Consider the following 22337-nt stretch of genomic DNA (forward strand, 5'->3'; position numbering starts at 1 on the left):
TGGTAGCAATCTCATTGCTACATCCGTGTAGTCCCTTCCGCCGAGGGCGAGATTAGTGAATAATAGAACACGTGGTTGTCGCAATCTTGATTATGCTGGTTGTTCTCGCGGTTATCGTTTCTTACCTTTGCCTGCTCTTCCTCCGTTCACGAAATATGACGGGTTGGGTCTCCGATTCGGTGGCGGCATGGCAGGCCGATGAGCTTGACGTGAATGACCATTTTGACGTCCACATGATTGATGGCCGGCTCGGAGATCTTGCAGACTTCCCGGTAGATGCTGGCGGCACCTACAGTCCAGATGAGATTGGGCAGGTGTGGAACGAGGTTGTGTCATTCGAGCGCGGAGCAGCCGAGAACATCACGGCTTCCGCGGTTTCGGCGGCGGGAAAGTTCCGCCGCAGCGCGGCCAGCTCAGCCACTCCCGAGGAAGCCTAACTCGTCTCGTTAACCTCTGCACGGCAGGCGATGAACGCCTGCACACACTCACGGACGTCATCCTCACTGTGCGCAGCCGAAAGTTGGACTCGAATTCGGGCCTGCCCCAAAGGCACTACGGGGTAGGAAAAGCCAGTCACGTAGACACCACGATTGAGCATGGCCGAAGCGATATCGCTTGCTTGGCGCGCACCGTCGTTGCCGGGGAACATCACCGCGACAATCGGATGATTCCCGGGAAGAAGGGTGAAATCTGCTTCCTCCATGAGCGAGCGGAAGAGACGTGCGTTCCGGTCAATTCGCCGGCGCAGGTGATCGCCGTTTCGCGCAAGTTCCAACGCTTGCAAGGACCCGGCAACAACGCTGGGTGCAACGGCATTCGAGAATAGGTAGGGGCGTGCCCGCTGCTTGAGTAGCTCGATGACTAGGTGTGGCCCGGCCACATACCCGCCCGAGGCGCCGCCGAGGGCCTTACCCAACGTCCCGGTCAGAATATCCACGCGGTCCGCCACCCCGAACATAGAGGGGGTTCCCGCGCCATGCTCTCCCACAACTCCTGTTGCGTGAGAATCATCAACCAACACGAGGGCGCCATATTCATCCGCGAGATCGCAGATTTCGGGCAGCTTGGCAAAATATCCATCCATTGAGAACACGCCGTCTGTGGCGATGAGGATCCGCCGCGCACCGCCTGCCTGTGCCTCTTCCAGTTTGGCCCGCAGATCATCCATGTCTGAGTTCTGGTAGCGGAAGCGCCGTGCCTTGCACAGCCGGATGCCATCAATGATCGAGGCGTGGTTAAGCGCGTCTGATACCACGGCGTCCTCTGCTCCAAGGAGCACCTCGAAAACCCCACCGTTCGCATCGAAACACGAGGAGAACAGAATTGAGTCCTCCATGCCCACAAAGGAGGCAATCGCGGATTCCAGCTCTCGGTGAATCATCTGGGTCCCGCAGATGAAGCGCACTGATGCCGTGCCGTAGCCAAATTCGTCTAGCCCAGTCTTGGCCGCAGAAATAATATCGGGATGGTCAGCAAGACCAAGGTAGTTATTCGCGCAGAAGTTCAGGCATTCACCCAAGTCCGTGGCGATGTGTGCGGATTGAGGAGAAGTAATCGGACGCTCCGCTTTATAGAGGCCCCCGGCGCGAATCTGATCCAGATCTGCTGCAATTTCTTCAGCGATATTAAACATCACACACTCCAATCCATAATCACTTTGCCGCTACTCCCGGAGCGGGCTATATCGAATGCTTCCTGCCACTGCTGTGCGGGCAACCTATGGGTAATAAGGGAACGGACCTGCTCGCGCAGGCCGGGGAAACTCGTGAGGAGGTTCGTGGCTTTGAACCAGGTATCAAACATCATTCGGCCATACACGCCCTGCAGGGTAAGCATCCGCGTGATGACGGTGTTCCAATCGATGGAGTATGGCCCCGAGGGAAGCCCAAGCATCGCGATGTTCGCGCCGAAATTGCACAGCTCGATCATCTGAGCCATGGCCGCCGGGCTGCCAGACATCTCTAGGCCCACGTCAAACCCCTCGCGGATACCCAAGGCCGCCATTACGCCGCGAAGATCCTCCTCAGCAACGTTGACTGTGGTGACCCCGATCCCGCTGGCAAGTTCGAGCCGCGCCGGATTGATATCCGTGAGAACAATTTGGCGGCCGCCGATCTGTTGGGCAATCGCGGCGGCCATCGTGCCGATCGGCCCCGCGCCCGAAATCAATACGTCTTCCGTGGCCAGTGGATACTGGAAAGCCGTGTGTACGGCGTTCCCGAACGGATCGAAGAGGGCGCCCAGATCCGGATCGATTTCATCGGGCTGTACCCACACGTTACGAGCCGGAACCACTACGTAATCGGCAAAGGCACCATCGCGATCAACGCCCACGGACTTCGTGCGAAGGCACATGTGGTGACGCCCGCGCCGGCAGTTCGAACAGCGCCGGCACACCACGTGTCCTTCCACAGATACGCGTTGGCCCACGTGAAGTTCATCAATGCCTTCACCCTCGGGTACGGAGGCGCCAACCTCGACGATCTCGCCGTAGAACTCGTGGCCGATGATTTGGCCGGGGGACACGTGGGCTTGCGCGAAATCGTCCCACGATTCGATGTGGAGATCGGTTCCACACAGGCCGGTTCGTAATACCCGTATCTTCACCTCCGAACGTCCCGTGTGAGGTTCCGGGACATCGCGAAGTTCCAGCCCGGGGCCCTTGTGAGGCTTGACCAAAGCGCGCATAGCGCCACCTTTCAGATTCATCTTTGAATGCGATACTCACTACCCTAAGTGTTTTAGTTCACATGTGGGGGATATTGGGGTGTAGAAAATGGCTGACTGATTGCGCAAGACTGGGACCGTGGAAACTCAGAACATCGTCCTCATCGTCATAGCCGCGCTTCTACTCATCGGGGTAGTGGCACTTTTCGTGGTGAAGAATCGCCGCCGCGAGGAGCTGGAAGCGGCCCCGGAGCCTCCCACGCTGCCAGTAGGTGAAGAATCGCCCGCAGAACCAGCGCCCGAAGCTCCGCAAGCCCCAGAAGCCGAAGAAGCGCCCGAACTTACCGTTCCAGCGATCGAGCTACCGGAATCGGTGCCTTCGCGCATGCAACGCCTGCGCGCCCGCCTTGCACGATCGGGCGGCCTTGGCCAATCGATTCTTAGCATTGTCTCGCGCGGGGACCTTTCCCCGGAGGACTGGGAAGAAATCGAAGATACGCTCCTCATGGCGGACGTGGGACTGGACCCCACAAGCCAGATCATGGATGCACTCAAGACTCAGACGAAGGTGGAGGGAACCCGTGATGCCGAGCGTGTGCGTGAGATCCTCCGCGAACAGCTCCTCGGCCTGGTGGATCCCTCGATGGACAGGTCTCTGGCCACGGATCCCGTGGCGGATGAGGAAGGAAAGAGCCAACCTGCCGCCATCTTGATGGTTGGTGTTAATGGCACGGGTAAGACCACAACGGTGGGCAAGCTCGCCCGCCTTCTGGTTGCCGAAGAGAAAACAGTGATTCTGGGAGCGGCAGATACGTTCCGCGCGGCCGCAGCAGACCAGCTGGCCACGTGGGGCGAACGTGTGGGAGTGGAGGTGGTGCGCTCTGATCGCGAGGGCGCTGACCCCGCCTCGGTGGCCTTCGAAGCGGTGAAGACGGCGAGTGATAAGGGTAGTGATGTCGTCGTCGTCGATACCGCCGGGCGCCTCCAGAACAAAGCTGGCCTTATGGACGAACTGGGGAAGATCAAGCGCGTCATGGAGCGGACCACCCCCGTAGGTGAAGTTCTCCTTGTGTTGGACGCCACAACGGGCCAAAACGGCCTTCAGCAGGCGAAAGTTTTCGCGGAAGTTACAGGAATTACAGGGATCGTCCTGACCAAGCTGGACGGTACCGCAAAGGGCGGCATTGTCATTGCGGTGCAACGCGAACTGGGTGTCCCAGTGAAGTTCGTGGGACTGGGCGAGGGCGCGGATGATCTCGCGCCTTTCGATCCGGAAGGTTTCGTGGATGCCCTTCTGGGCGCCTAACTGTTACATACCCGAAACGAACACGCCTCCACAGTGAAACGGCGTTAGGGAAATCTTGGTGGCACGGAGCCGGCCGAACGTGCCGGACGCAAGGAGGCCACCATGGAAGCCCTGGACACGGGCGCGACCGCGTGGATGCTAACCTCGGCATCCCTCGTGCTGCTTATGACGCCTGCACTCGCATTCTTCTACGGGGGAATGAGCCGAACGAAGTCCGTTCTCAACATGATGATGATGTCCATCGGCACAATGGCCGTCATCGGCGTGATCTATCCGCTGTGGGGATACTCAATGAGCTACGGGGAGAGCTCGGTTGGCGGGATCTTCGCCAACCCCTTTGACGGTTTTAACCTTTCCGGCCTCATTTATGGCGATGGAGGTGAGTTCCTCCTAGATGATCTTGGCGTACCCGCGATTGTGGGCGTGGCATTCCAAGCCACCTTCGCGATCATCACTGTGGCGCTGATTTCCGGCGCCATTGCGGACCGCTCCAAGTTCTCCTCCTGGCTCGTGTTTGCCGGACTGTGGGCCACGCTGGCCTACTTCCCAATGGCACACATGGTTTGGGGTGGCGGATTCCTCTCCGATTCGGAGAACGGCTTGGCGGCGATGCTCTTTGGCACTACGGATGGGGCGGCCACCGTTGCGCCGATCGACTTCGCTGGCGGTACCGTTGTACACATCAACGCCGGTGTAGCGGCCCTAGCTCTGGCGCTCATCATCGGCAAACGGAAGGGCTTCGGAGAAGGGGCCTTCCGCCCGCACAACATCCCGTTCGTCATGCTGGGTGCTGCCCTGCTCTGGTTCGGATGGTTCGGATTTAACGCGGGGTCAGCATTCACTGCTGACGGCGCTGCCGGCCTAGCGTGGGTGAACACCACCTCCGCTACCGCCGCCGCTATCCTCGGATGGATCCTCACGGAGAAGATCCGATTCGGTCACATGACCGCGCTTGGTGCGGCCTCCGGAGTTGTAGCGGGGCTCGTAGCCATCACGCCGGCTGCTGGATCCGTGAGCCCATTCGGTGCGATCATGCTGGGTGCCATCGCCGGAGCCGTGTGCTCGCTGGCCGTGTCTCTCAAGACGAAGTTCGGCTACGACGATTCATTAGACGTGGTGGGAGTGCACCTTGTTGGTGGACTCATCGGAACTGTTCTGGTTGGCCTGTTCGCAACCGATACCGGCCTGTTCTACGGCGGCGGTATCAAGCAGTTGGTTGTCCAAATCGCGATCGCGTTGGTGGCTATCATTTACTCTGGAGTGGTTACCGCCATCATCGGATTTGCCATCAAGGCAACGATGGGATGGCGCGTCAGTGAAGAGGATGAGGAACGCGGGATCGATTCAGCAGAACACGGTGAATCCGCATACGATCAGCTAGTTGGCGCATACTCGAAGGAGATCTGAACATGAAGCTTGTTACCGCAATTATTCAGCCCCACCGCCTCGACGAGGTTAAGAAGGCCGTCATGGCCGAGGGCGTTAAGGGAATGACGGTTTCTCAGGTGAACGGATATGGACGCCAGCGCGGCCACACCGAGGTTTACCGTGGCGCCGAATACACCGTGGATCTTCTGCCCAAGGTCAAGATCGAGCTCGTGTGTGCGGACGATCAGGCCTCTGAACTGGCACTGACCCTAGCCGGGGCGGCGCGCTCCGGCCGGATCGGAGACGGCAAGATCTGGATCACTCCCGTGGAAGAGGTGATCCGGGTACGAACCGGTGACTCGGGCGAGGATGCGCTCTAACTTGAAAACTCTTCGTGAGGCACGGCCAGCAACTGTTGGGCGTGCCTCACGAGAGCGTTGGAGCCAAGACATCGACGCCGCCGTCCAAGTTTTGTGGGACCAAGCTCTAGATAATCAGGGCGTTCATGGCCAGGTTTCAGGGATCGGACTTGCCGCGGTTGGTTCTCTGGGGCGCCGGGATACCGGGCCCCAGTCCGATTTGGATTTAGTTCTTATTCACGACGACGGCGCCCACCCCGAGCTTTCCGGCGGTATCACGGGACTCTCAAATGACCTGTGGTATCCGATTTGGGATGCCAATCTAGAGCTTGATCACTCGGTGCGATCCATCAAGGACTGCCGGGGAGTGGCCAAGGCGGACCTTTCGGCGTCCATGGCCCTGCTTGACCTGCGAGTTATCGCGGGTGACGGTGAGATTGTGCAAGAAGCGGCGTCTACCGTTCTGGCCGATTGGCGGGCCGGAGCGCGGCTGCGTTTCGATGACATCGTTGCGGAGCAGCGGGGGCGGCGCGCGACTTTTGGGCGGCTTGCGTACCTGATTGAGGGGGACCTCAAGGAAGCAGCCGGAGGTATGCGCGATGCGCTCCTCATCAAGGCCGTCGTGGCCTCTTGGCTGGCCGAACGCCCCTCTATCAACTACGAGGATTCCTACGAGTTTCTCTTGGACGTTCGTGACGCGCTCGCGATTTCCACCGGGCGCCACCAGAACGTGCTTCGTTTGGCATACCAAGACGATGTTGCCCAGATGCTGGGTTTTTTGGGGAGCGGCGGCGCTGATCCGGCGGATGAGCTCTTGGCAGCTGTATCCGAGGCTGCGCGCACTATCCGCGCGGCGTATTCGGACGTAAAGCGGAGGGCCTCGGGCCGGCTGGCTCCGACCGGGCGGTGGCGTGGGCCGCGGTTCGTGCGCGGCCGTGCCGTTCCTCCGCGGTTGAAGGAAGTTGCAGCCGGGGTGGGCGAACTTGCGGGAGAACTGGTGCTGACTGGGCAGGCCGGCCCCGATGATCCCGCTGTTTTGTGGGCACTGGTGGGGGAGGCCGCGCAGCGCGACTTACCGATTCGATTGGGCACGCTCGTCCACATGCAGCGCGCCGGGGCCGGGCGTGCGGCTCACGAGGATTGGAATCGCGAGCAGTTCGAGCGAGTTCTTGGATCTGGGAGAAACCAGATCTCTGTGTGGGAGGCTCTCGATACCGCGGGGCTTTTGACGGAGATGGTTCCGCGATGGGCGGAGATCCGAAACCTGCCCCAGCGATCGGTCATCCACCGTCATACCGTGGATCGGCACCAGTTTGAAGTAGCGTCTCTTGTGCCTGGCATGGTGAGCGTTGAAGGGCAGGGGCTTGGAACGTTAACGGCGGGGCGCCGTTCGGCACTACTCCTGTCCGCCTTCTTTCACGATATTGGCAAGCGCCCTGGGTTCCCGAATCACGCTGAACGCGGGGCGGAGATGGTATCGGAGATACTCGCGCCGATGGGATACTCACGTGAGGTAGTACGCGAGGTGGAGACGCTTACGCGCCACCACCTCCTACTGGGGGATCTCGCCACGTCCGAGGATCCCTACGATCCAGCAACGTGGGAGATACTCTCGAACGCCGTCGACGCAGATCCGGAACTGCTCGTGTGCCTGCACCTGTTGACTGGGGCGGACGCCTCCTCGTGCAAGCCGGAGGCATGGGGGCCGTGGAAGGCCAGCCTGGTTACCTCATTGGTAAGTGAGGCGTACAGCAGCCTCGTGCATAGGCCGGACCAGTCCGCCTAGCGTAGGATGGTGGGCAGTCTATTGTCCGCAATCCGCAACTCGAAGGTAGGCCAGTGTTCGATACGCTTTCCGACCGCATTACCGGCTCGTTTAAGAACTTGCGCTCCAAGGGGCGCCTCACCGCCTCGGACGTTGAGCAAACAATTAGCGAGATTCGCCGCGCCCTCTTGGACGCGGACGTGGCGCTGCCCGTGGTGCGTTCGTTCACGTCCGCGGTCCGCGAGAATGCAACGGGAGCGCTCGCCTCTCAGGCGCTGAATCCTGGTCAGCAGGTTGTCCGGATCGTCAATGATGAACTGGTGGAGATCTTGGGCGGGCAAACCCGTGATCTCAACATGGCGCAAACCCCGCCAACCGTCATTATGCTCGCGGGCCTCCAGGGAGCTGGTAAAACCACGCTGGCCGGAAAGCTTGGCCTGTGGCTGCGAGAACGCGAGCACAAAGTCTTACTAGTTGCCTCCGATCTCCAGCGCCCGAACGCGGTTCAGCAGTTGGAGGTTGTGGGCACGCGCGCCGATGTGGACGTCTGGGCGCCCGAACCGGGCAATGGCGTGGGCGATCCGGTGGAGGTTGCCAGGACCGGCGTGGAGTTTGGTAAGACCAACGGATACGACGTGGTGGTTGTGGACACTGCGGGCCGGCTGGGCGTTGATCAGGAGATGATGCAGCAGGCGATCGATATTCGCGATGCTGTGCACCCCAACGAGACCCTGTTCGTGGTAGACGCCATGATCGGGCAGGACGCTGTAGCCACGGCGAACGCCTTCCAAGAGGGCGTGGGATTCACCGGCGTGGTGATCTCGAAACTGGACGGCGATACCCGCGGCGGTGCTGCGCTTTCGGTTCGTGGTGTCACTGGCAAGCCGATCCTGTTTGCCTCCAATGGCGAGAAGCTCGAAGATTTCGAGCGGTTCCATGCGGATCGCATGGCCTCTCGCATCCTCGATATGGGCGATATTCTCACGCTCATTGAGCAGGCCGAACGAACCTGGGACGAACAGCAGCAGGCCGAGCTGGCCACAAAGATGGCCGGTGGAGACTTCACGCTCACCGATTTCATTGAGCAGCTGCACCAGCTCAAGCGCATGGGCTCAATGAAGAAGCTCATGGGAATGATGCCGGGCATGGGCCAGTACCGCGATGCGCTCGATGCTTTTGATGAGAGCTCAGTGGATCGGATCGAAGCGATCGTTAATTCCATGACTCCCGCCGAACGGGACGATCCGAAAATCCTCAACGGATCGCGCCGCCTGCGCATTGCGAACGGTTCGGGTACCACCGTTCAGGAGATCAACTCATTCATCGACCGTTTCATGCAGGCCAAGAAGTTCATGGTGCAGGCCTCCCGCGGCGGGGGAATGCCCGGTATGCCGGGAATGCCAGGAATGCCCGGTGCTGGGGCAGGCGGATCGCGTAAGGCCAAGCGAGCGAAGAAGAAGAGCTCGGGCAACAAAAAGGGCCGCTCGGGCAATCCCGCGAAGCGCGCTCGCCAGGCGGCAGAGGAAGCAGCCCAAGAGAATCTCAAGACGCAGGATAATCAGGGCAGTGCATTTGGCGGCGGCGCCAAGCAGCAGCAGTCGCTTGACCCTGCCAGCATGGAAGAGCTGCAGCGGTTCCTGCGCTAGAACCCCGGGATTGGTACGAACCCGTCTGGGATATCCTCGTACGAGCTGGGATCTTCGATCGGTTCCACGTGGATGAGGACGCCAAGATCTGGAACGGCGCGCTTCATCTCCGTCTTGACGGTTTCCGCCAGATCGTGGCCCCGGCGAACGCTCCATTCTCCGGGGATCAGCAGGTCTACATTGGCATATGACTCCCGGCCGGAAACGCGGGTCTGTAGCCCGTGGAAGGTGACGTCATCGTTGGAAAAGCTCTGTAGTACCTTGATGATGGCTTCGTTGTGTTCGGCGGGCAGCGTGACGTCCATCAGGCCCTGGAGTGACTGACTGATGAGCCGGATGCCCGTCACCGTGATGTTCACACCTACAACCAGCGCGACAATCGGGTCCAGAACGTCCCACTGTGTGATGCCAACAAGCCCGATTCCTACCAGAACGCCAGCGCTGGTGGCAACATCGGTCATGAGATGACGGCCGTCTGCGTTCAAGGTGGGAGAGGAGTACTTCTTTCCCGCCCGAATCAGAATCAACCCCACGGCGCCGTTCAGAACGGACGCAGCCACCGAGATGAGGAGGCCCGTGCCCACGTTCTCGATGGGTTGCGGGTTGACGATGCGGTGTATGGCACTACCGATGATGAAGAGAGCCGCGGCAAATATCATTGCGCCCTCAACAGCTGCCGAGAAGTACTCTGCCTTAGACCGCCCATAGGTGAAGCGTGAATCGGCGGGCTTTTCCGCCTGGATCAGGGCTAGCAGCGCCACGAGGGCGGCAACAACATTCACCACCGATTCCGCGGCATCGGAGAGTAGGCCAACGGAGCCTGTGAGAAGGTAGGCACCAGTCTTCAGAGAAAGCGTGATAATTGCTGCCGCTATGGAGAGCCAAGCGAACCGGACGAGGGATCGGGGGTGCTGATGCTGATCGGAAATTGCCACCTAGACATTGTGGTGCATCGGATTAGGGGATCCAAGCGTGCCATGGCGAATGAAGCCGATGACACGATGTTCGGAGGCCCGAATCAGTTCTGTGGGAGAGGACACCGTGATGCTTCGTGGAAGCAATTGCCGTGGGGGCGCAGATTCTGGCAGAATGATGCGTTGTACTTGGGCAAAGCGGAGTCCCTCTCAACTTCGGTGCGCCCTTGTCGAATTCTTCATCGGATGGTCCCCCGTCCTGATGGCGAGTTCACCCCAAGATAGAACCAGGAGTGACCACAAAAGTGGCAGTCAAGATTCGTTTGAAGCGCATGGGTAAGATCCGTGCACCCTTCTACCGTGTTGTTGTTGTCGATTCCCGTAAGCGCCGTGACGGTGCTGTGATCGAGGAGATCGGCGTTTACCAGCCTACCGAGAATCCTTCGCTTATTAAGATTGATTCCGAGCGTGCGCAGTACTGGCTTTCTGTTGGTGCTCAGCCCTCGGATACTGTCAAGCAGCAGCTTAAGATTACCGGCGACTGGCAGAAGTTCAAGGGCTTGCCCGGGGCTGAAGGCCGTCTCAAGGTCAAGGACACCGTAGATGTTGAGGCAGCGCGTAAGTCCGCTGTTGATTCCGTACAGAACGATGCTGAGAAGCAGCGTGCTGCTGCTTCGGCCGCGAAGGCCGCCGAAGCAGAGTCCGCCGAAGAAGAAGCCGGAGAGGAAGCCTGATGCTTGCTGAAGCCCTGGAGCACCTCGTTCGTGGAATCGTTGATTCCCCTGACGATGTTACGGTGCGGTCACGTAATACCCGCCGTGGTGAGCTCCTCGAGGTTCGGGTGAATCCCGAAGATCTCGGGCGCGTCATTGGACGCAATGGGCGCACAGCGAAGGCGCTTCGATCCGTTATTGGCGCACTGTCCGGTAAGGGCTCTGTGCGCGTTGACGTGATCGAAACCGATCAACGCTAACTTCGCGAAAAGAACCGGCCCCAGCCTTTGGTTGCGGGCCGGTTTTTTACAAGCACACTTTCGACAGGAGAACTAGGTGCAACTAACCGTTGCGATTATCGGGGCGCCCCACGGGCTCAAGGGAGAAGTCCGCTTAGACGTCCGGACAGATTCGCCAGACAAGCGCCTAGCCGTTGGCTCCATGCTGGAGACGGAGCCTCCAGAATTTGGCCCCTTGACCGTTGAGCGCACACGTACCCACAAGGGCAGCCTCCATGTCATCTTCGAGGAGTGTCACGATCGAAGCGGGGCTGAGGCCTTAGCCGGTACCAAGCTGGTCATCGAAACAGACGAGGAAGATGGTAGCGAGGATAATGCTTGGTACGCCCACGAACTGAAGGGATTAGAGGTACTAGACCCTGACGGTTACACGCTCGGCGAGGTAATTGGTCTGGAGCCGATGCCAGCTCAAGATCTCCTTGTAGTTCGTGAACCGGATGGAATCATCACCCGCGTTCCGTTCGTCAAAGACATCGTGACCGAGGTTGATCTGGACGATGAGTGCGTGGTGGTTGATGCGCCGGCCGGCCTGTTTAGCGAGGAAGAGATGGACATTGATGAGATTTGACATCATCTCCGTATTTCCTGAGTTCTTCCGCGTCCTAGATCTCTCGCTGATCGGGAAAGCGCAGGAGCGCGGGATCCTTTCGATCGGCTGCCACGATCTGCGGGATTGGACGGACGATCCACACAGAACCGTGGACGATACCCCGGCCGGTGGCGGAGCGGGAATGGTGATGCGCCCAGATGTATGGGGCAAGGCAATTGATGCGGTCATGGAGCCAGATGGCGGCGAAAACGTCGTCGTCGGCCCAACCGTACTCGCGATACCAACCCCATCTGGCTACCCACTCACTCAACGCACATGCGAACGGATCGCGCGCGAGGCCGAGCATGTGATCGTGGCCTGCGGGCGCTACGAGGGAATCGACGCACGGGTGGCCGAACATTATGGGGCCAAGGGCGTCCGGGTGATCGAGTATTCACTTGGTGACTACGTGCTTAACGGTGGCGAGGTGGCTGCGGTGGCACTCGTAGAGGCCGTGGGGCGGCTTCTGCCGGGGATGGTGGGCAATCCAGAATCCCTTGTAGAGGAATCCCACGGTGCGGCCGGGCTTCTCGAATATCCCGTCTATACCCGGCCCGTCTCGTGGCGGGACGCGCATATCCCCGAGGTTCTGCTCTCCGGAGATCACGGAGCAGCCGCCAGATGGCGGAAGGACCGAGCCCTCGAAAAGACCGCCACGCGGCGGCCCGATATGATCCCGGTGATTGATGCAGAAGGGCTTGATAAGAAGGATCGTGCAACACTTTCGCGGCTCGGCTACCTCACCCCTCGCGGGGCGGAGCATCCGGTGAAGGTTCATGCGCGAGTGGCGGAGCACAAGGATTTGTGTGGACTGACTGACTTAGCGGCCCGAACCTTCCCGGATGCGGCGCCAGCCTATCTGCGAAGAGAATCCGTGGAGAGTTTTATCGGGAAGAATCTCTCGCTCGAATCATTCCGGGGCTATCTAGCCGACGAACACTGTCAGGTGTGTGTGCTCGATGCCGGGCAGGAGGGCCTGATTGGCTATACCTTGGCGATTGTGCCTGAAGCGGATGGTGTTGCGGGGCTCGATGAGGGGGCTCCCGTTGATGCCCTCATCGATGGCGCCGAACGCCGTGGCCCGTTGACGGAACTCTCCAAGTTCTACATTGATCGGGACTGGCGCGGAACCGGCGGTGCCCAGATGCTCTGGGATTACGCGATTGCCGAGCTGGCCCAAGCATGCGATCAATGGGACAATCCGGGTGTTTTCCTAGGAACCAACGCGGCAAACCGGCGGGCACGCCACGCCTACCGCAAGCTCGGTTTTGAGGAAGTAGGCGAGCGCCGATTCATGGTAGGTGAGCAAGACAACCACGATATTGTTTTTGCTCGAGGATTGCGTATGCCATAATTAATAGGCTTCTCGCCATTACAGTGCGCTGGACCTGCCGCAGGGGGTCGCGCATCGGTGAGCTTTAATCGCCAGCACCTCGTGTGCTCCGAGATCGCTTGTGACCTGCGTGCACGAGCGGAAAGTGAAGAAAGATGCAGACTCTCGATTTTGTTGATGCAGCGTCCCTGCGCAGCGATATCCCAGAATTCCGTCCCGGCGATACTGTACGCGTGAACGTGAAGGTTGTTGAAGGCAACCGGACCCGCGCTCAGGCTTTCACTGGTGTTGTGCTTGCCCGTTCCGGCGCAGGCGTTCGTGAGACTTTCATTGTTCGCAAGATGTCCTTCGGTGTAGGCGTTGAACGTACATTCCCGCTCCACTCGCCGACGATTGAATCGATCGAAGTTGTTTCTCGTGGCATCGTTCGCCGCGCGAAGCTTTACTACCTGCGTGATCGCCACGGTAAGGCCGCGAAGATCAAGGAGCGCCGCTCCTAGTAGGCAGCGTTTTTCTCGTGTGGGGTCCCGATGGGGCCCCACACGTGTTTAGGGGGTATGAGGAGAGACTCATCTCCTCACGCCGTGGCGCGCGCGAAGCCCGAACTAAATTGGGTAGCATCTGAGTGGCAGCAGGAAAGGGGCACGTAATGGCAGATGAGTTACCTCCCTCATTTCCTCCAGACCCGTTGAACGAAGCAGATATTAGCCGGCCCTCACCAAAGGATCCCGTTCGCAGGCCACCGGAGGAGACCGAGGCTAATGCTGAAGACGAGGAAAGCGGGGCCGAGGAGAACAAATCCTCATTGCTACGCAGTGTCCTCGAATTCGTTGGCGTGATCGCCGCCGCCCTACTACTTTCCGTGCTGATCAAAGCCTTCCTCATGCAGGCGTATTACGTGCCCTCGGGTTCGATGGAGCAGACCCTTCAGGAAAACGATCGGATCGCCGTGAATCGCCTAGCGCGTGACGCGGAGGATATCCATCGCGGGGACATCGTTGTGTTTGTTGACCCCGGGGGGTGGCTGGATGAACAGCCCGATACCCGCGGTGGCTTCCAGAGACTGACCTCTGATGTGCTTCAGGCAGTTGGCCTGCTCCCGCAGGATAGCGGGCATCACTTAGTTAAGCGCGTTATCGGGATTGGTGGCGATGAAGTGGCGTGCTGTACCGACCAGGGTCTGCTTACCGTCAATGGTGAGCCCATCCAAGAGGACTACCTAGCCCCCGGGATGGAGCCCTCACTTCAAGAGTTTAGCGTGACCGTTCCCGATGGAGAGCTGTGGGTGATGGGGGATAATCGCTCGAATTCACAGGATTCCCGCTACCACGAACTGGTGGAAGGCAATGGGTTCGTGCCCGTGGACAACGTGGAGGGCAGGGTTTGGTCCATCTTCTACCCGTTCTCCCGGATAGGCGGGACGGGGCACACAGAATCATTTGAGTCAGTTCCGTCTAATGGTGATTAAGGTACCCACACGCGAACTCGAACTAGCCATGCTGGCCAAGCTTAAATCTGGCGTTGGACCAGAGGCGCGGCTGGGCGGAGTGGACGAGGTAGGGCGCGGGGCGCTCGCCGGTCCCGTCAGCGTGGGGATCGCTGTAGTGGATGGGACAACCCCAGACGAATTTCCGGCGGGACTACGTGATTCCAAGATGCTTTCCGCTGGAGCGCGAGAGCGGATTGTAGAGCAGTGCAGGCAGTGGCCCGTTGATTTGGCCGTTGGGCACGCGGGACCCGAAATCGTTGATCGCCTAGGGATTATCGGGGCGTTGCGCGCGGCGGCGGGGGCGGCTTATCGGCAGCTCGCCGAACGCGGCCACGCTCCGGACGCGATACTGCTTGATGGCACGCATGACTGGTGGTCTGCTGCAAGCCTCTGGGATCCGGGGGAGCTACCGAATCTACCTGTACATACTCAGGTGAAGGGCGATGCGAACTGCGCCGTTGTTGCCGCGGCTTCCGTGGCGGCAAAGGTGGAACGCGACCATCTCATGAGCGATCTGTCCCAAGGCTACCCGCGTTACGATTGGGCTAAGAACAAAGGGTATTCGTCCCCGACCCATATCGAGGCGCTCAGCCAGCTTGGCCCGTGCCAGCTGCACAGACAATCGTGGAAACTACCGGGAGTGGGAGGCAAAAGCAGTGAGTGACATCGAGAGTTTCGAATCCGATTCCGAACTTGCCCTGTACCGCGAGTATCGGGATGTAATCAAGATCTTCCGGTTTGTTGTGGAGACGGAGCGGCGTTTCTACCTTGCTAATGACGTGGACGTGAAAGTCCGCGCCTCCGGGGGTGGAGACGTATTCTTCGAAGTGAACTTAACGGATGCGTGGGTATGGGATATCTACCGCTCCAGCCGGTTCGTTCGCTCAGTACGGGTTGTGACGTTCAAAGACGTGAACGTTGAGGAGCTCAACAAACAGGACATCACCCGGGAGCTTGATATCACGGATTAGGTTCCCGGCGTTTCCCCAGTGAGCCTTCGTGTGGTCTTTCTCCACAGGGGAGGCGACGGTGGCCGTGTAAGCACTAGCGGTCGGCTTTGCTTGAAGCATGAGTACAGCGAGTTCGGCAGTAGAAACGCCCCACATTCTTCGACCACCTTATCGGGATGAGCAAATTGATCTTGGCAAGGAGTGGGATCCGCCGGAGTTAAGATGCGGATCCACCACACAAGAACTTGGTGTGTGGGGAGAAGAGGTGGCCTATCGCCACCTCAGGGCCAGAAGCATCCAGATTCTAGAGCGGAACTGGCGCTGCCGGCGCGGGGAGATTGATCTCATCTGTTACGATCCCGCCCGCGGTTCGATATTCGCGTGCGAAGTAAAGACGCGCCGCGATCATGGCCGTGTCCCGGCCATTGAGTCCATTTCTCGGGCCAAATTGGCACGGTTGCGCCAACTCTTGGCATTCTGGATCTCTACTCACAACATGCATGCCGAACTCCTTGAAATTGACGTCATTGCTATCACGGTATCCGCGGACCATTCATGGAACCTCTGCCATATCGAGGGAGTCTTATGAAACTTGGGATCGCACACGCCGTCTCGATTCTGGGGGTGGAGGGCCATGGTGTTCGGATTGAGGTAGCGCTCCTACGCGGGTTGCCGGCCTTTACGATTGTTGGGCTTCCAGATGCCGCCGTATCGGAATCGAGAGAGCGAATCAGGGCGGCCTTCGCCGCGGCAGGTATTTCTTTCCCGACCGCCCGAGTTACGGTCAACTTATCACCCGCCGATACTCCCAAATCTGGGACGGGCTTTGACCTTGGTATCGCAGTGGCAATCATCTCCGCAATGTCTTCTTGGAGGGTAAGCGAGAACATCACGTGGATCGGGGAACTCGGGCTGGATGGATCAGTGCGACAGGTGCGGGGAATCCTTCCGGCTGCTCTCTGGGCGGCGCGCCGCCCCGATGCACACCTCGTTGTTCCATATGGATCTCGAGGTGAAGCCACGCTTGCTCAGGTACATGTCTCAGCACTGTGGCATCTGAGCCAAGTTGCACAGGACGCCGGGGTGGATTGCGCGGGTGTGCCTGAGAGACCGGAAATCGATGCCACTGGCACGGTGCCTGCTCCATTAATCCCTGACCTCGAGGACGTTCGCGGCCAAGAAGAGGCGCGCAGGGCGCTAGAGATTGCCGCTGCTGGCGGACACCATCTTCTTATGACTGGTTCGGCAGGAATTGGGAAGTCAATGCTAGTGGGGTGTCTCCCGGGGATCCTGCCACCGCTGACCACCGCGGAGGCGGTTGAGGTGGCCACGATTGCATCGGCTGCCGGGGATTTTGCCGGAGCGCTCTCGCGTATTCCTCCGATGAGCACTCCACACCACACCGCGAGCGCGATAGCACTCATTGGCGGAGGAACGAATCCGCGGCCGGGAGCGATTTCGCGATCGCACCGCGGTGTACTGTACCTCGACGAGCTCCCAGAGTTTCCCCGTTCGGTGTTGCAGGCACTCCGTCAGCCGATGGAGGAAGGTTACATAGATATTCACCGAGCCAAGCATTCGGTTCGTTTCCCCTCGAAGTTCCAATTGATTGGCTCCGCTAACCCCTGCCGATGTGGCATGTTTTATGAGGATTCTCTGCAGTGCACATGTAGTCCCCGTGAACGTAGGGACTACTTCCGACGCATCGGTGGGCCCATGCTAGATCGGTTCGATCTCAATATCGTGCTACACAGGCTCTCGCGGGCTCAGCTTGCCTCGCCTAGCATCGGTGAACCTTCCCGGCTAGTTGCCGAACGTGTTTATGGTGCGCAGGAGCGGATGGTGAGCAGGCTCGAGAGTTCGGGATGGACGAAGAATTCCGAGGCCTCGCCCGCATGGTTGCGTGACAACACCGTTTTGCCGGATCGCGCCGATGATCTCATCAATAATGTGCTGGTCACTGGCCAGCTCTCCATGAGGAGCGTGGCAAAGATACTTCGCGTGGCGTGGACTCTTGCCGATCTTGCCGGGCGTGAGAGCCCCGCGGAGGAGGATATACATGAGGCCTTCGCACTGCGATCACGGGGAGTGTCCCATGTCTAGCCTCAGTGAACGCGATGCCGCCATGGCATGGACCCGGATATGCGAAGGCGAGGATGTTCGGGCGTACCAGCTCATCGAAGAGAGGGGATACGCCGGGGCGCTTGAGTGGCTCAGAGCTCCTAAGAAGAGATCTGACTGGGGAGAATACGCGCAGGTGGCCGAACGTTGGGCCGGGCGGATAAGCGATGATGCTTTTCAGCGCGATCGGCGGACCATGCAAGGGCTGGGAGGCTTCCTTATTCCGTCGGATCCTAACTGGCCCCAGAGCCTCGAAGATCTCGGGGAGCGCCGTCCGCTCGGCCTCTGGTACCGAGGTGACGTGACTGCTCTCGCCAGCCCTAGCATCGCCATCGTGGGAACTCGCGATGCTTCCCAATACGGCAGCCGCGTTGCAACCGATTTCGCCTTTGAACTGGCGAAGATGGGGGTGGTAATTGTTTCGGGTGGCGCCTTCGGTATCGACGCGGCCGCCCATCGGGGAGCTCTACAGGCTCAGGGGCGAACGATTGCGGTTCTGGCGGGCGGGATTGATCGGCCCTATCCGTTGCGCAATGAGAACCTGTTCTCTGCCATGTTGAACGGGGGCGGACTCTTGCTGTCAGAGGTTCCCCCGGGGGCGTCGCCACACAGGCATCGCTTTCTCGCGAGAAATAGGATCATCGCTGGTATCACGCGCGCCACCGTGGTTGCTGAAGCCCCCTATCGATCGGGCGCGATCAACACCGCTCGGCATGCGCTCGAGATCGGGCACGAGGTGGGGGCGATACCTGGCCCGCTCACCTCCGTGCGATCTGCGGGATGCCATCGCCTCCTACGTGAAAACGCCACCTGTATCACCACGGCGGCCGAAGCTGCGGAGCTCTTGGGCTATACATCTATCGCCAACGGTGTCCAGGGGGCGCTGGACGTTGTTTACCGAAGAGGACCTACAAACAACCCTCTCTCTTTGCGTGTGCAGGATGCATTGCCCGTCACACACGCGGCAACACTCCAGAAGATAGCGGCCACTGCCGGACTGAGCGCGCAAGAAACGATGAGGGGACTGGGAAACCTAGAGATGGAGGGGATCGCCGAATCGGTAGGCGGGAAATGGCGCCTTGCCAAGAGGAGTGCGTGATAGCCAACCGTGCCGGGCCGAGCAACTAAGCTGGAAGAGTGGGACAACGGGTGATGATCAACGAACTGCTCTCTCAATACGAGCGAGAATTGCGGCTTAGGCGTGGGCTTTCCGAGAATACGGTGGTGGCCTACCTCTATGAGGCGCGTTCGCTGTGCGCTTTCATCACGCGGTCAATCGATGCGGACCCGGGTGAGCCCATCGATCTATCTGGGCTTAACCTCGAGGACGTGCGTTCTTGGCTGGCCGAAGCAAGCAGCGGGGAGGCCCGTTCCTCGATGGCGCGGCACTCCGCCTCTATCCGCACCTTTTCCTCGTGGCTGTACCGCAGTGGATTTACGGATGTGGATGCGGCGGCCCGGCTGAAGGCACCGCGCGCCTCTAACGAGCTTCCGCACGTCCTCACCCAAGATCAAGCCCGAGACCTCCTCGGGTTCGTCCACGATCGCGCCGCCGATGGCGATCCACTCCACGTGAGAGATTCGGCGATGTTGGAACTGCTTTACGCGGCGGGTCTACGGGTCAGTGAACTATGTGAACTAGACGTATCCTCGCTCCGGCCGGACTCCACGGTCCGGGTGATTGGCAAGGGGAACAAGGAACGGATCGCCCCATACGGAGTCCCCGCAATGCGTGCGCTCATGGCCTACCTTGATGTTCGAAGCCAACTGGTTGCCGCACCTACGTCTGGTGGGCCCGCCACTGAAAAGGCGCTTTTCGTGGGCGCACGTGGAAAGAGAATCAATCCGCGCACGGTGCGTGACACCGTACATAGGCTCGCAAGTCAGGCGGGCGTTCCTGACATCTCTCCCCACGATCTGCGGCATTCGGCAGCCACCCATCTGCTGGACGGGGGATCGGATTTGCGAACGGTTCAGGAGATTTTGGGACACGAATCGCTCGCAACAACCCAGCGCTACACACACGTGAGCGCCGAACGCCTACGCCAGAGCTTCGTTCAGGCTCACCCGCGCGCCTGACTACTCCCACAGTCTGATTGGGGAGTAGTCCAAGAGGGAGAGCGGGTTGATGTAGCGGTCCCCAGAATACTTCGCACCCCAGTGTAGAACCCAGGAACCCGCGAGATGGCCAGAATCGAGCTGGCCGATTACTTGCCCTCGGGCTACTGATTCGCCCTTCTTGACGGTCGGGGTCACTGGCTCGTATGTGGTTCGGAGTCCGTTCTGGTGCTCGATGGAGACTACGTTGCGGTCGGAGAGCCGCCCCGCGTACATGACGGTGCCGGATGCTGCAGCCTTGATGTCCGCTGCCTCCGACATTCCCAAGTCCACCCCTCGATGGCCCGGCAGCCACCGCTCGGATGGATTGTTGAACTTCCGAATCACAGGTACCTCGGACCCGCTGGGCCACTGAAAGTCTTGTGAGGGGTTGGCCCCCTGCGCCATAGTCTGCAAACCTGCCTCGGCCGAGGATGTCGCGGCCCGGGAAGACTCGGTAGGCTCTTCCTGGTTATCCATAGACGGCTGAACTGTCCATAGCCACGCGGCAGAGGAAAGGAGAATAGCGGCGGCCCCTAAAGTCATTGGTGCTCTCATGTGACGAGCATCTCAGGTACGCGATCCATCGCCAGCCGCCGTCCGTCTCCCTGTGGACAGACCTCACACGAAACATGCTTGGGGAAACCTCGGCGCCCCGGGTATGTAGCCAAGAACACCATTTGATACCCCTTCCCGCCTAGATGGCGGAGCCCGCCTCGGATAAACTTGATGGGCAGCTAGCGTGAGCTGGCTGACTTCGCGTGCCTTTTTCGCTTCGCTTCGGCGGGGCGCTCGGCCTCCACGGTCTCGTCAGAGAGGTGGCCGGTGGGGCACTAGGGCATCGAGCAACCGCCCGATGTACAAACCAAACCGCGCGCACACGCGCGCCTGAGAAAGGACGACCATGGCAGTCGTTACCATGCGCCAGCTGCTTGAAGCTGGTGTCCACTTCGGGCATCAGACCCGCCGCTGGAACCCGAAGATGAAGCGTTACATCCTCACCGATCGTAACTCGATCTACATCATCGATCTCCAGCAGACCGTTGATTACATCAACAAGACCTACGACTTCGTCAAGGAGACCGTTGCTCACGGTGGCAACATCCTTTTCGTTGGCACGAAGAAGCAGGCTCAGACGGCCGTCAAGGAGCAGGCTGAGCGCGTTGGCATGCCCTACGTGAACGAGCGCTGGCTCGGCGGCATGCTGACCAACTTCCAGACAGTCTCCAAGCGTATCTCCCGCCTCAAGGAGCTGGAGCTCATTGACTTCGACGATGTGGCAGGATCTGGCCGCACCAAGAAGGAACTCCTCATGATGCGCCGCGAGAAGGAAAAGCTCGAGCGTACGCTCGGCGGTATCCGCGACATGACCAAGGTTCCCTCGGCCGTGTGGATCGTTGACACCAACAAGGAGCACTTGGCAGTTGCTGAGGCACACAAGCTCAATATCCCCGTTGTTGCCATCCTCGATACCAACTGTGATCCGGATGATGTCAATTACGCGATCCCCGGCAATGACGATGCCATTGGCGCCGTTGGCTTGTTGACCCGCGTGATTGCTGATGCCGTGGCTGATGGCCTTTTGGCACGTGGCGGCGGAGCTGCCACTGAGGAAGAGCCCATGCCCGAGTGGGAGCGCGAGATTCTCGCTGCCAGTGAAGGCGAAGAGGCTCCCGCGGCCGAAGAGGCACCCGCAGCTGAAGAGACTCCGGCTGCAGAAGAAGCTCCCGCGGCAGAGGCAGAAGAAGCTCCCGCAGCGGACGCTCCTCAGGCCTGATTCCCCGAAAACTCAGTAGAAAGAACGTAGATGGCAAACTTTACTGTTGCTGACGTCAAGGCGCTGCGTGACAAGACCGGCGCAGGCATGATGGACGTGAAGAAGGCTCTCGACGAAGCGGATGGCGATGTCACCGCAGCCGAGGAGATCCTTCGAGTCAAGGGCATGAAGTCCATTTCCAAGCGTGAGGGCCGCACGGCCGCGAACGGCTTGGTAGTGTCCGCAGTTCGCGATTCTGCGGCAGGCCAGCGCGGCGTGCTCGTTGAGGTGAACGCGGAGACTGACTTCGTGGCTAAGAATGAGAAGTTCATCGAGATGTCGGAAGAGATCATCGAAGCCGCTGTGGTTTCGGGTGCTTCTGACGTTGATTCCCTCCTTGGCGCCAAGCTGGGCGAGGGCACGGTTAAGGACCGCATTGATGGCATGATTGCCATCATCGGCGAGAAGATGGAAATCTCTCACGTCGAGGTTCTTGAAGGTGCGCACGTTGAGGCTTACATGCACCGCACGAACCCAGATCTGCCGCCGCAGGTTGGTGTTCTTGTGTCCACCGATGCAGGAGCAGCATCCGTTGCTCACGATATCGCTGTGCACATCGCGGCTCTGTCCCCCTCCTACCTGAACCGTGAATCGGTTCCGCAGGATGTCGTGGATAACGAGACCCGCATCGCCACCGAAACCACGATCGCCGAGGGCAAGCCCGAGAAGGCTGTCCCGAAGATCGTTGAGGGCCGCATGAACGGTTTCTACAAGTCCGTGGTGCTGGAGGATCAGGGCTTCGCTCGCGATCCCAAGGTCTCCGTGGGCCAGGTTGCTAAGGCCGCCGGCGGCAAGGTCACTGGCTTTGTTCGCCTGCGCGTGGGTGCTTCCGCTGAGTAATCGGCGCTAGTAGCTAGAAAGCCGGGGTACGTCATGTACCCCGGCTTTTTCATTGTCGACGACGA

Annotated in this window: 24 protein-coding genes; 20 read left to right on the plus strand and 4 right to left on the minus strand. The window is 59.7% G+C overall.

The features are described 5' to 3' along the window. The first annotated feature begins 71 nt into the window (after nt 1–71). Nucleotides 72–437 (plus strand): hypothetical protein, encoded by a 366-nt coding sequence (locus tag DD236_RS09750; protein ID WP_109094208.1) that lies wholly within the window; start codon nt 72–74, stop codon nt 435–437. Here DD236_RS09750 and DD236_RS09755 read toward each other — a convergent pair. Next, nucleotides 434–1633 (minus strand): glycine C-acetyltransferase, encoded by a 1200-nt coding sequence (locus tag DD236_RS09755; protein WP_109094209.1) that lies wholly within the window; start codon nt 1631–1633, stop codon nt 434–436. The two genes, DD236_RS09750 and DD236_RS09755, sit on opposite strands and share 4 nt — an antisense overlap. Beyond that, nucleotides 1633–2709, minus strand: coding sequence for an L-threonine 3-dehydrogenase (gene tdh / locus DD236_RS09760; protein ID WP_243410232.1), 1077 nt, complete (start codon nt 2707–2709; stop codon nt 1633–1635). The genes DD236_RS09755 and tdh overlap by 1 nt, the downstream gene beginning before the upstream one ends. A gap of 97 nt (nt 2710–2806) precedes the next feature. Between tdh and ftsY the strand changes: the two genes are divergently transcribed. From ftsY to ffh, 5 genes are all read left to right on the plus strand, one after another. After that, nucleotides 2807–3973 carry a signal recognition particle-docking protein FtsY gene (ftsY, locus tag DD236_RS09765; protein WP_109094211.1) on the plus strand — a complete coding sequence of 389 codons (1167 nt, stop codon included), beginning with the start codon at nt 2807–2809 and terminating at the stop codon, nt 3971–3973. A 102-nt stretch (nt 3974–4075) separates the two neighbouring features. Continuing rightward, nucleotides 4076–5380 carry an ammonium transporter gene (locus DD236_RS09770; RefSeq protein ID WP_109094212.1) on the plus strand — a complete coding sequence of 435 codons (1305 nt, stop codon included), beginning with the start codon at nt 4076–4078 and terminating at the stop codon, nt 5378–5380. A gap of 2 nt (nt 5381–5382) precedes the next feature. Continuing rightward, entirely contained in the window at nt 5383–5721 is a 339-nt protein-coding gene (locus DD236_RS09775; RefSeq protein ID WP_109094213.1) for a P-II family nitrogen regulator, read from the plus strand. Between the two features lies 1 nt (nt 5722). Then, the gene (locus DD236_RS09780; RefSeq protein ID WP_165819890.1) at nt 5723–7486 is read left to right on the plus strand and encodes a [protein-PII] uridylyltransferase family protein; all 1764 of its coding nucleotides are present in this window, start codon (nt 5723–5725) and stop codon (nt 7484–7486) included. Nucleotides 7487–7539: 53 nt separating this feature from the next. Then, nucleotides 7540–9111: a signal recognition particle protein gene (ffh, locus tag DD236_RS09785; protein WP_109094215.1), complete on the plus strand. Its 1572-nt coding sequence runs from the start codon at nt 7540–7542 to the stop codon at nt 9109–9111. Here the strand turns inward: ffh and DD236_RS09790 are convergent. Continuing rightward, nucleotides 9108–10040, minus strand: coding sequence for a cation diffusion facilitator family transporter (locus tag DD236_RS09790; RefSeq protein ID WP_109094348.1), 933 nt, complete (start codon nt 10038–10040; stop codon nt 9108–9110). The two genes, ffh and DD236_RS09790, sit on opposite strands and share 4 nt — an antisense overlap. 290 nt (nt 10041–10330) lie before the next feature. On the opposite strand from DD236_RS09790, the gene rpsP reads away from it, so the two are divergent. The 12 genes from rpsP to DD236_RS09850 all read left to right on the plus strand — a co-directional run bounded on the left by rpsP (nt 10331) and on the right by DD236_RS09850 (nt 19598). Further along, complete coding sequence (gene rpsP, locus DD236_RS09795; RefSeq protein WP_109094216.1) at nt 10331–10759, plus strand: 30S ribosomal protein S16; 429 nt, start codon at nt 10331–10333, stop codon at nt 10757–10759. Next, the gene (locus tag DD236_RS09800; RefSeq protein ID WP_109094217.1) at nt 10759–10998 is read left to right on the plus strand and encodes an RNA-binding protein; all 240 of its coding nucleotides are present in this window, start codon (nt 10759–10761) and stop codon (nt 10996–10998) included. The genes rpsP and DD236_RS09800 overlap by 1 nt, the downstream gene beginning before the upstream one ends. A 76-nt stretch (nt 10999–11074) precedes the next feature. Beyond that, a complete protein-coding gene (gene rimM / locus DD236_RS09805) occupies nt 11075–11605 on the plus strand; it encodes a ribosome maturation factor RimM (protein WP_109094218.1) in 531 nt (176 codons plus the stop codon). Further along, entirely contained in the window at nt 11595–12980 is a 1386-nt protein-coding gene (gene trmD, locus DD236_RS09810; RefSeq protein ID WP_109094219.1) for a tRNA (guanosine(37)-N1)-methyltransferase TrmD, read from the plus strand. Before rimM ends, trmD begins: the two co-directional genes overlap by 11 nt. Nucleotides 12981–13114: 134 nt before the next feature. After that, a complete protein-coding gene (gene rplS / locus DD236_RS09815) occupies nt 13115–13459 on the plus strand; it encodes a 50S ribosomal protein L19 (RefSeq protein WP_109094220.1) in 345 nt (114 codons plus the stop codon). A gap of 149 nt (nt 13460–13608) precedes the next feature. Continuing rightward, nucleotides 13609–14427: a signal peptidase I gene (lepB, locus tag DD236_RS09820; RefSeq protein WP_109094221.1), complete on the plus strand. Its 819-nt coding sequence runs from the start codon at nt 13609–13611 to the stop codon at nt 14425–14427. Next, on the plus strand, nt 14417–15112 hold the full coding sequence (locus DD236_RS09825) for a ribonuclease HII (RefSeq protein ID WP_109094222.1): 696 nt from the start codon (nt 14417–14419) through the stop codon (nt 15110–15112). The genes lepB and DD236_RS09825 overlap by 11 nt, the downstream gene beginning before the upstream one ends. Next, on the plus strand, nt 15105–15419 hold the full coding sequence (locus DD236_RS09830; protein WP_109094223.1) for a DUF2469 domain-containing protein: 315 nt from the start codon (nt 15105–15107) through the stop codon (nt 15417–15419). Before DD236_RS09825 ends, DD236_RS09830 begins: the two co-directional genes overlap by 8 nt. Nucleotides 15420–15516: 97 nt before the next feature. Beyond that, entirely contained in the window at nt 15517–15987 is a 471-nt protein-coding gene (locus DD236_RS09835) for a YraN family protein (protein ID WP_109094224.1), read from the plus strand. After that, nucleotides 15984–17501: a YifB family Mg chelatase-like AAA ATPase gene (locus tag DD236_RS09840; protein ID WP_109094225.1), complete on the plus strand. Its 1518-nt coding sequence runs from the start codon at nt 15984–15986 to the stop codon at nt 17499–17501. The genes DD236_RS09835 and DD236_RS09840 overlap by 4 nt, the downstream gene beginning before the upstream one ends. Beyond that, a complete protein-coding gene (gene dprA, locus DD236_RS09845; RefSeq protein WP_165819891.1) occupies nt 17494–18618 on the plus strand; it encodes a DNA-processing protein DprA in 1125 nt (374 codons plus the stop codon). The genes DD236_RS09840 and dprA overlap by 8 nt, the downstream gene beginning before the upstream one ends. A gap of 53 nt (nt 18619–18671) precedes the next feature. Next, on the plus strand, nt 18672–19598 hold the full coding sequence (locus DD236_RS09850) for a tyrosine recombinase XerC (protein WP_109094227.1): 927 nt from the start codon (nt 18672–18674) through the stop codon (nt 19596–19598). On the opposite strand, the gene DD236_RS12330 is transcribed toward DD236_RS09850, so the two are convergent. After that, the gene (locus DD236_RS12330) at nt 19599–20174 is read right to left on the minus strand and encodes a M23 family metallopeptidase (RefSeq protein ID WP_109094228.1); all 576 of its coding nucleotides are present in this window, start codon (nt 20172–20174) and stop codon (nt 19599–19601) included. 346 nt (nt 20175–20520) lie between these two features. On the opposite strand from DD236_RS12330, the gene rpsB reads away from it, so the two are divergent. Both rpsB and tsf read left to right on the plus strand, forming a co-directional pair. After that, entirely contained in the window at nt 20521–21393 is an 873-nt protein-coding gene (rpsB, locus tag DD236_RS09860; RefSeq protein ID WP_109094229.1) for a 30S ribosomal protein S2, read from the plus strand. A 30-nt stretch (nt 21394–21423) separates the two neighbouring features. After that, nucleotides 21424–22272, plus strand: a complete 849-nt coding sequence (tsf, locus tag DD236_RS09865) for a translation elongation factor Ts (protein ID WP_109094230.1) — start codon at nt 21424–21426, stop codon at nt 22270–22272. The last annotated feature ends 65 nt before the right edge of the window (nt 22273–22337 follow it).

It is taken from the genome of Ancrocorticia populi (assembly GCF_003123745.1).
GTDB lineage: Bacteria > Actinomycetota > Actinomycetes > Actinomycetales > Actinomycetaceae > Ancrocorticia > Ancrocorticia populi.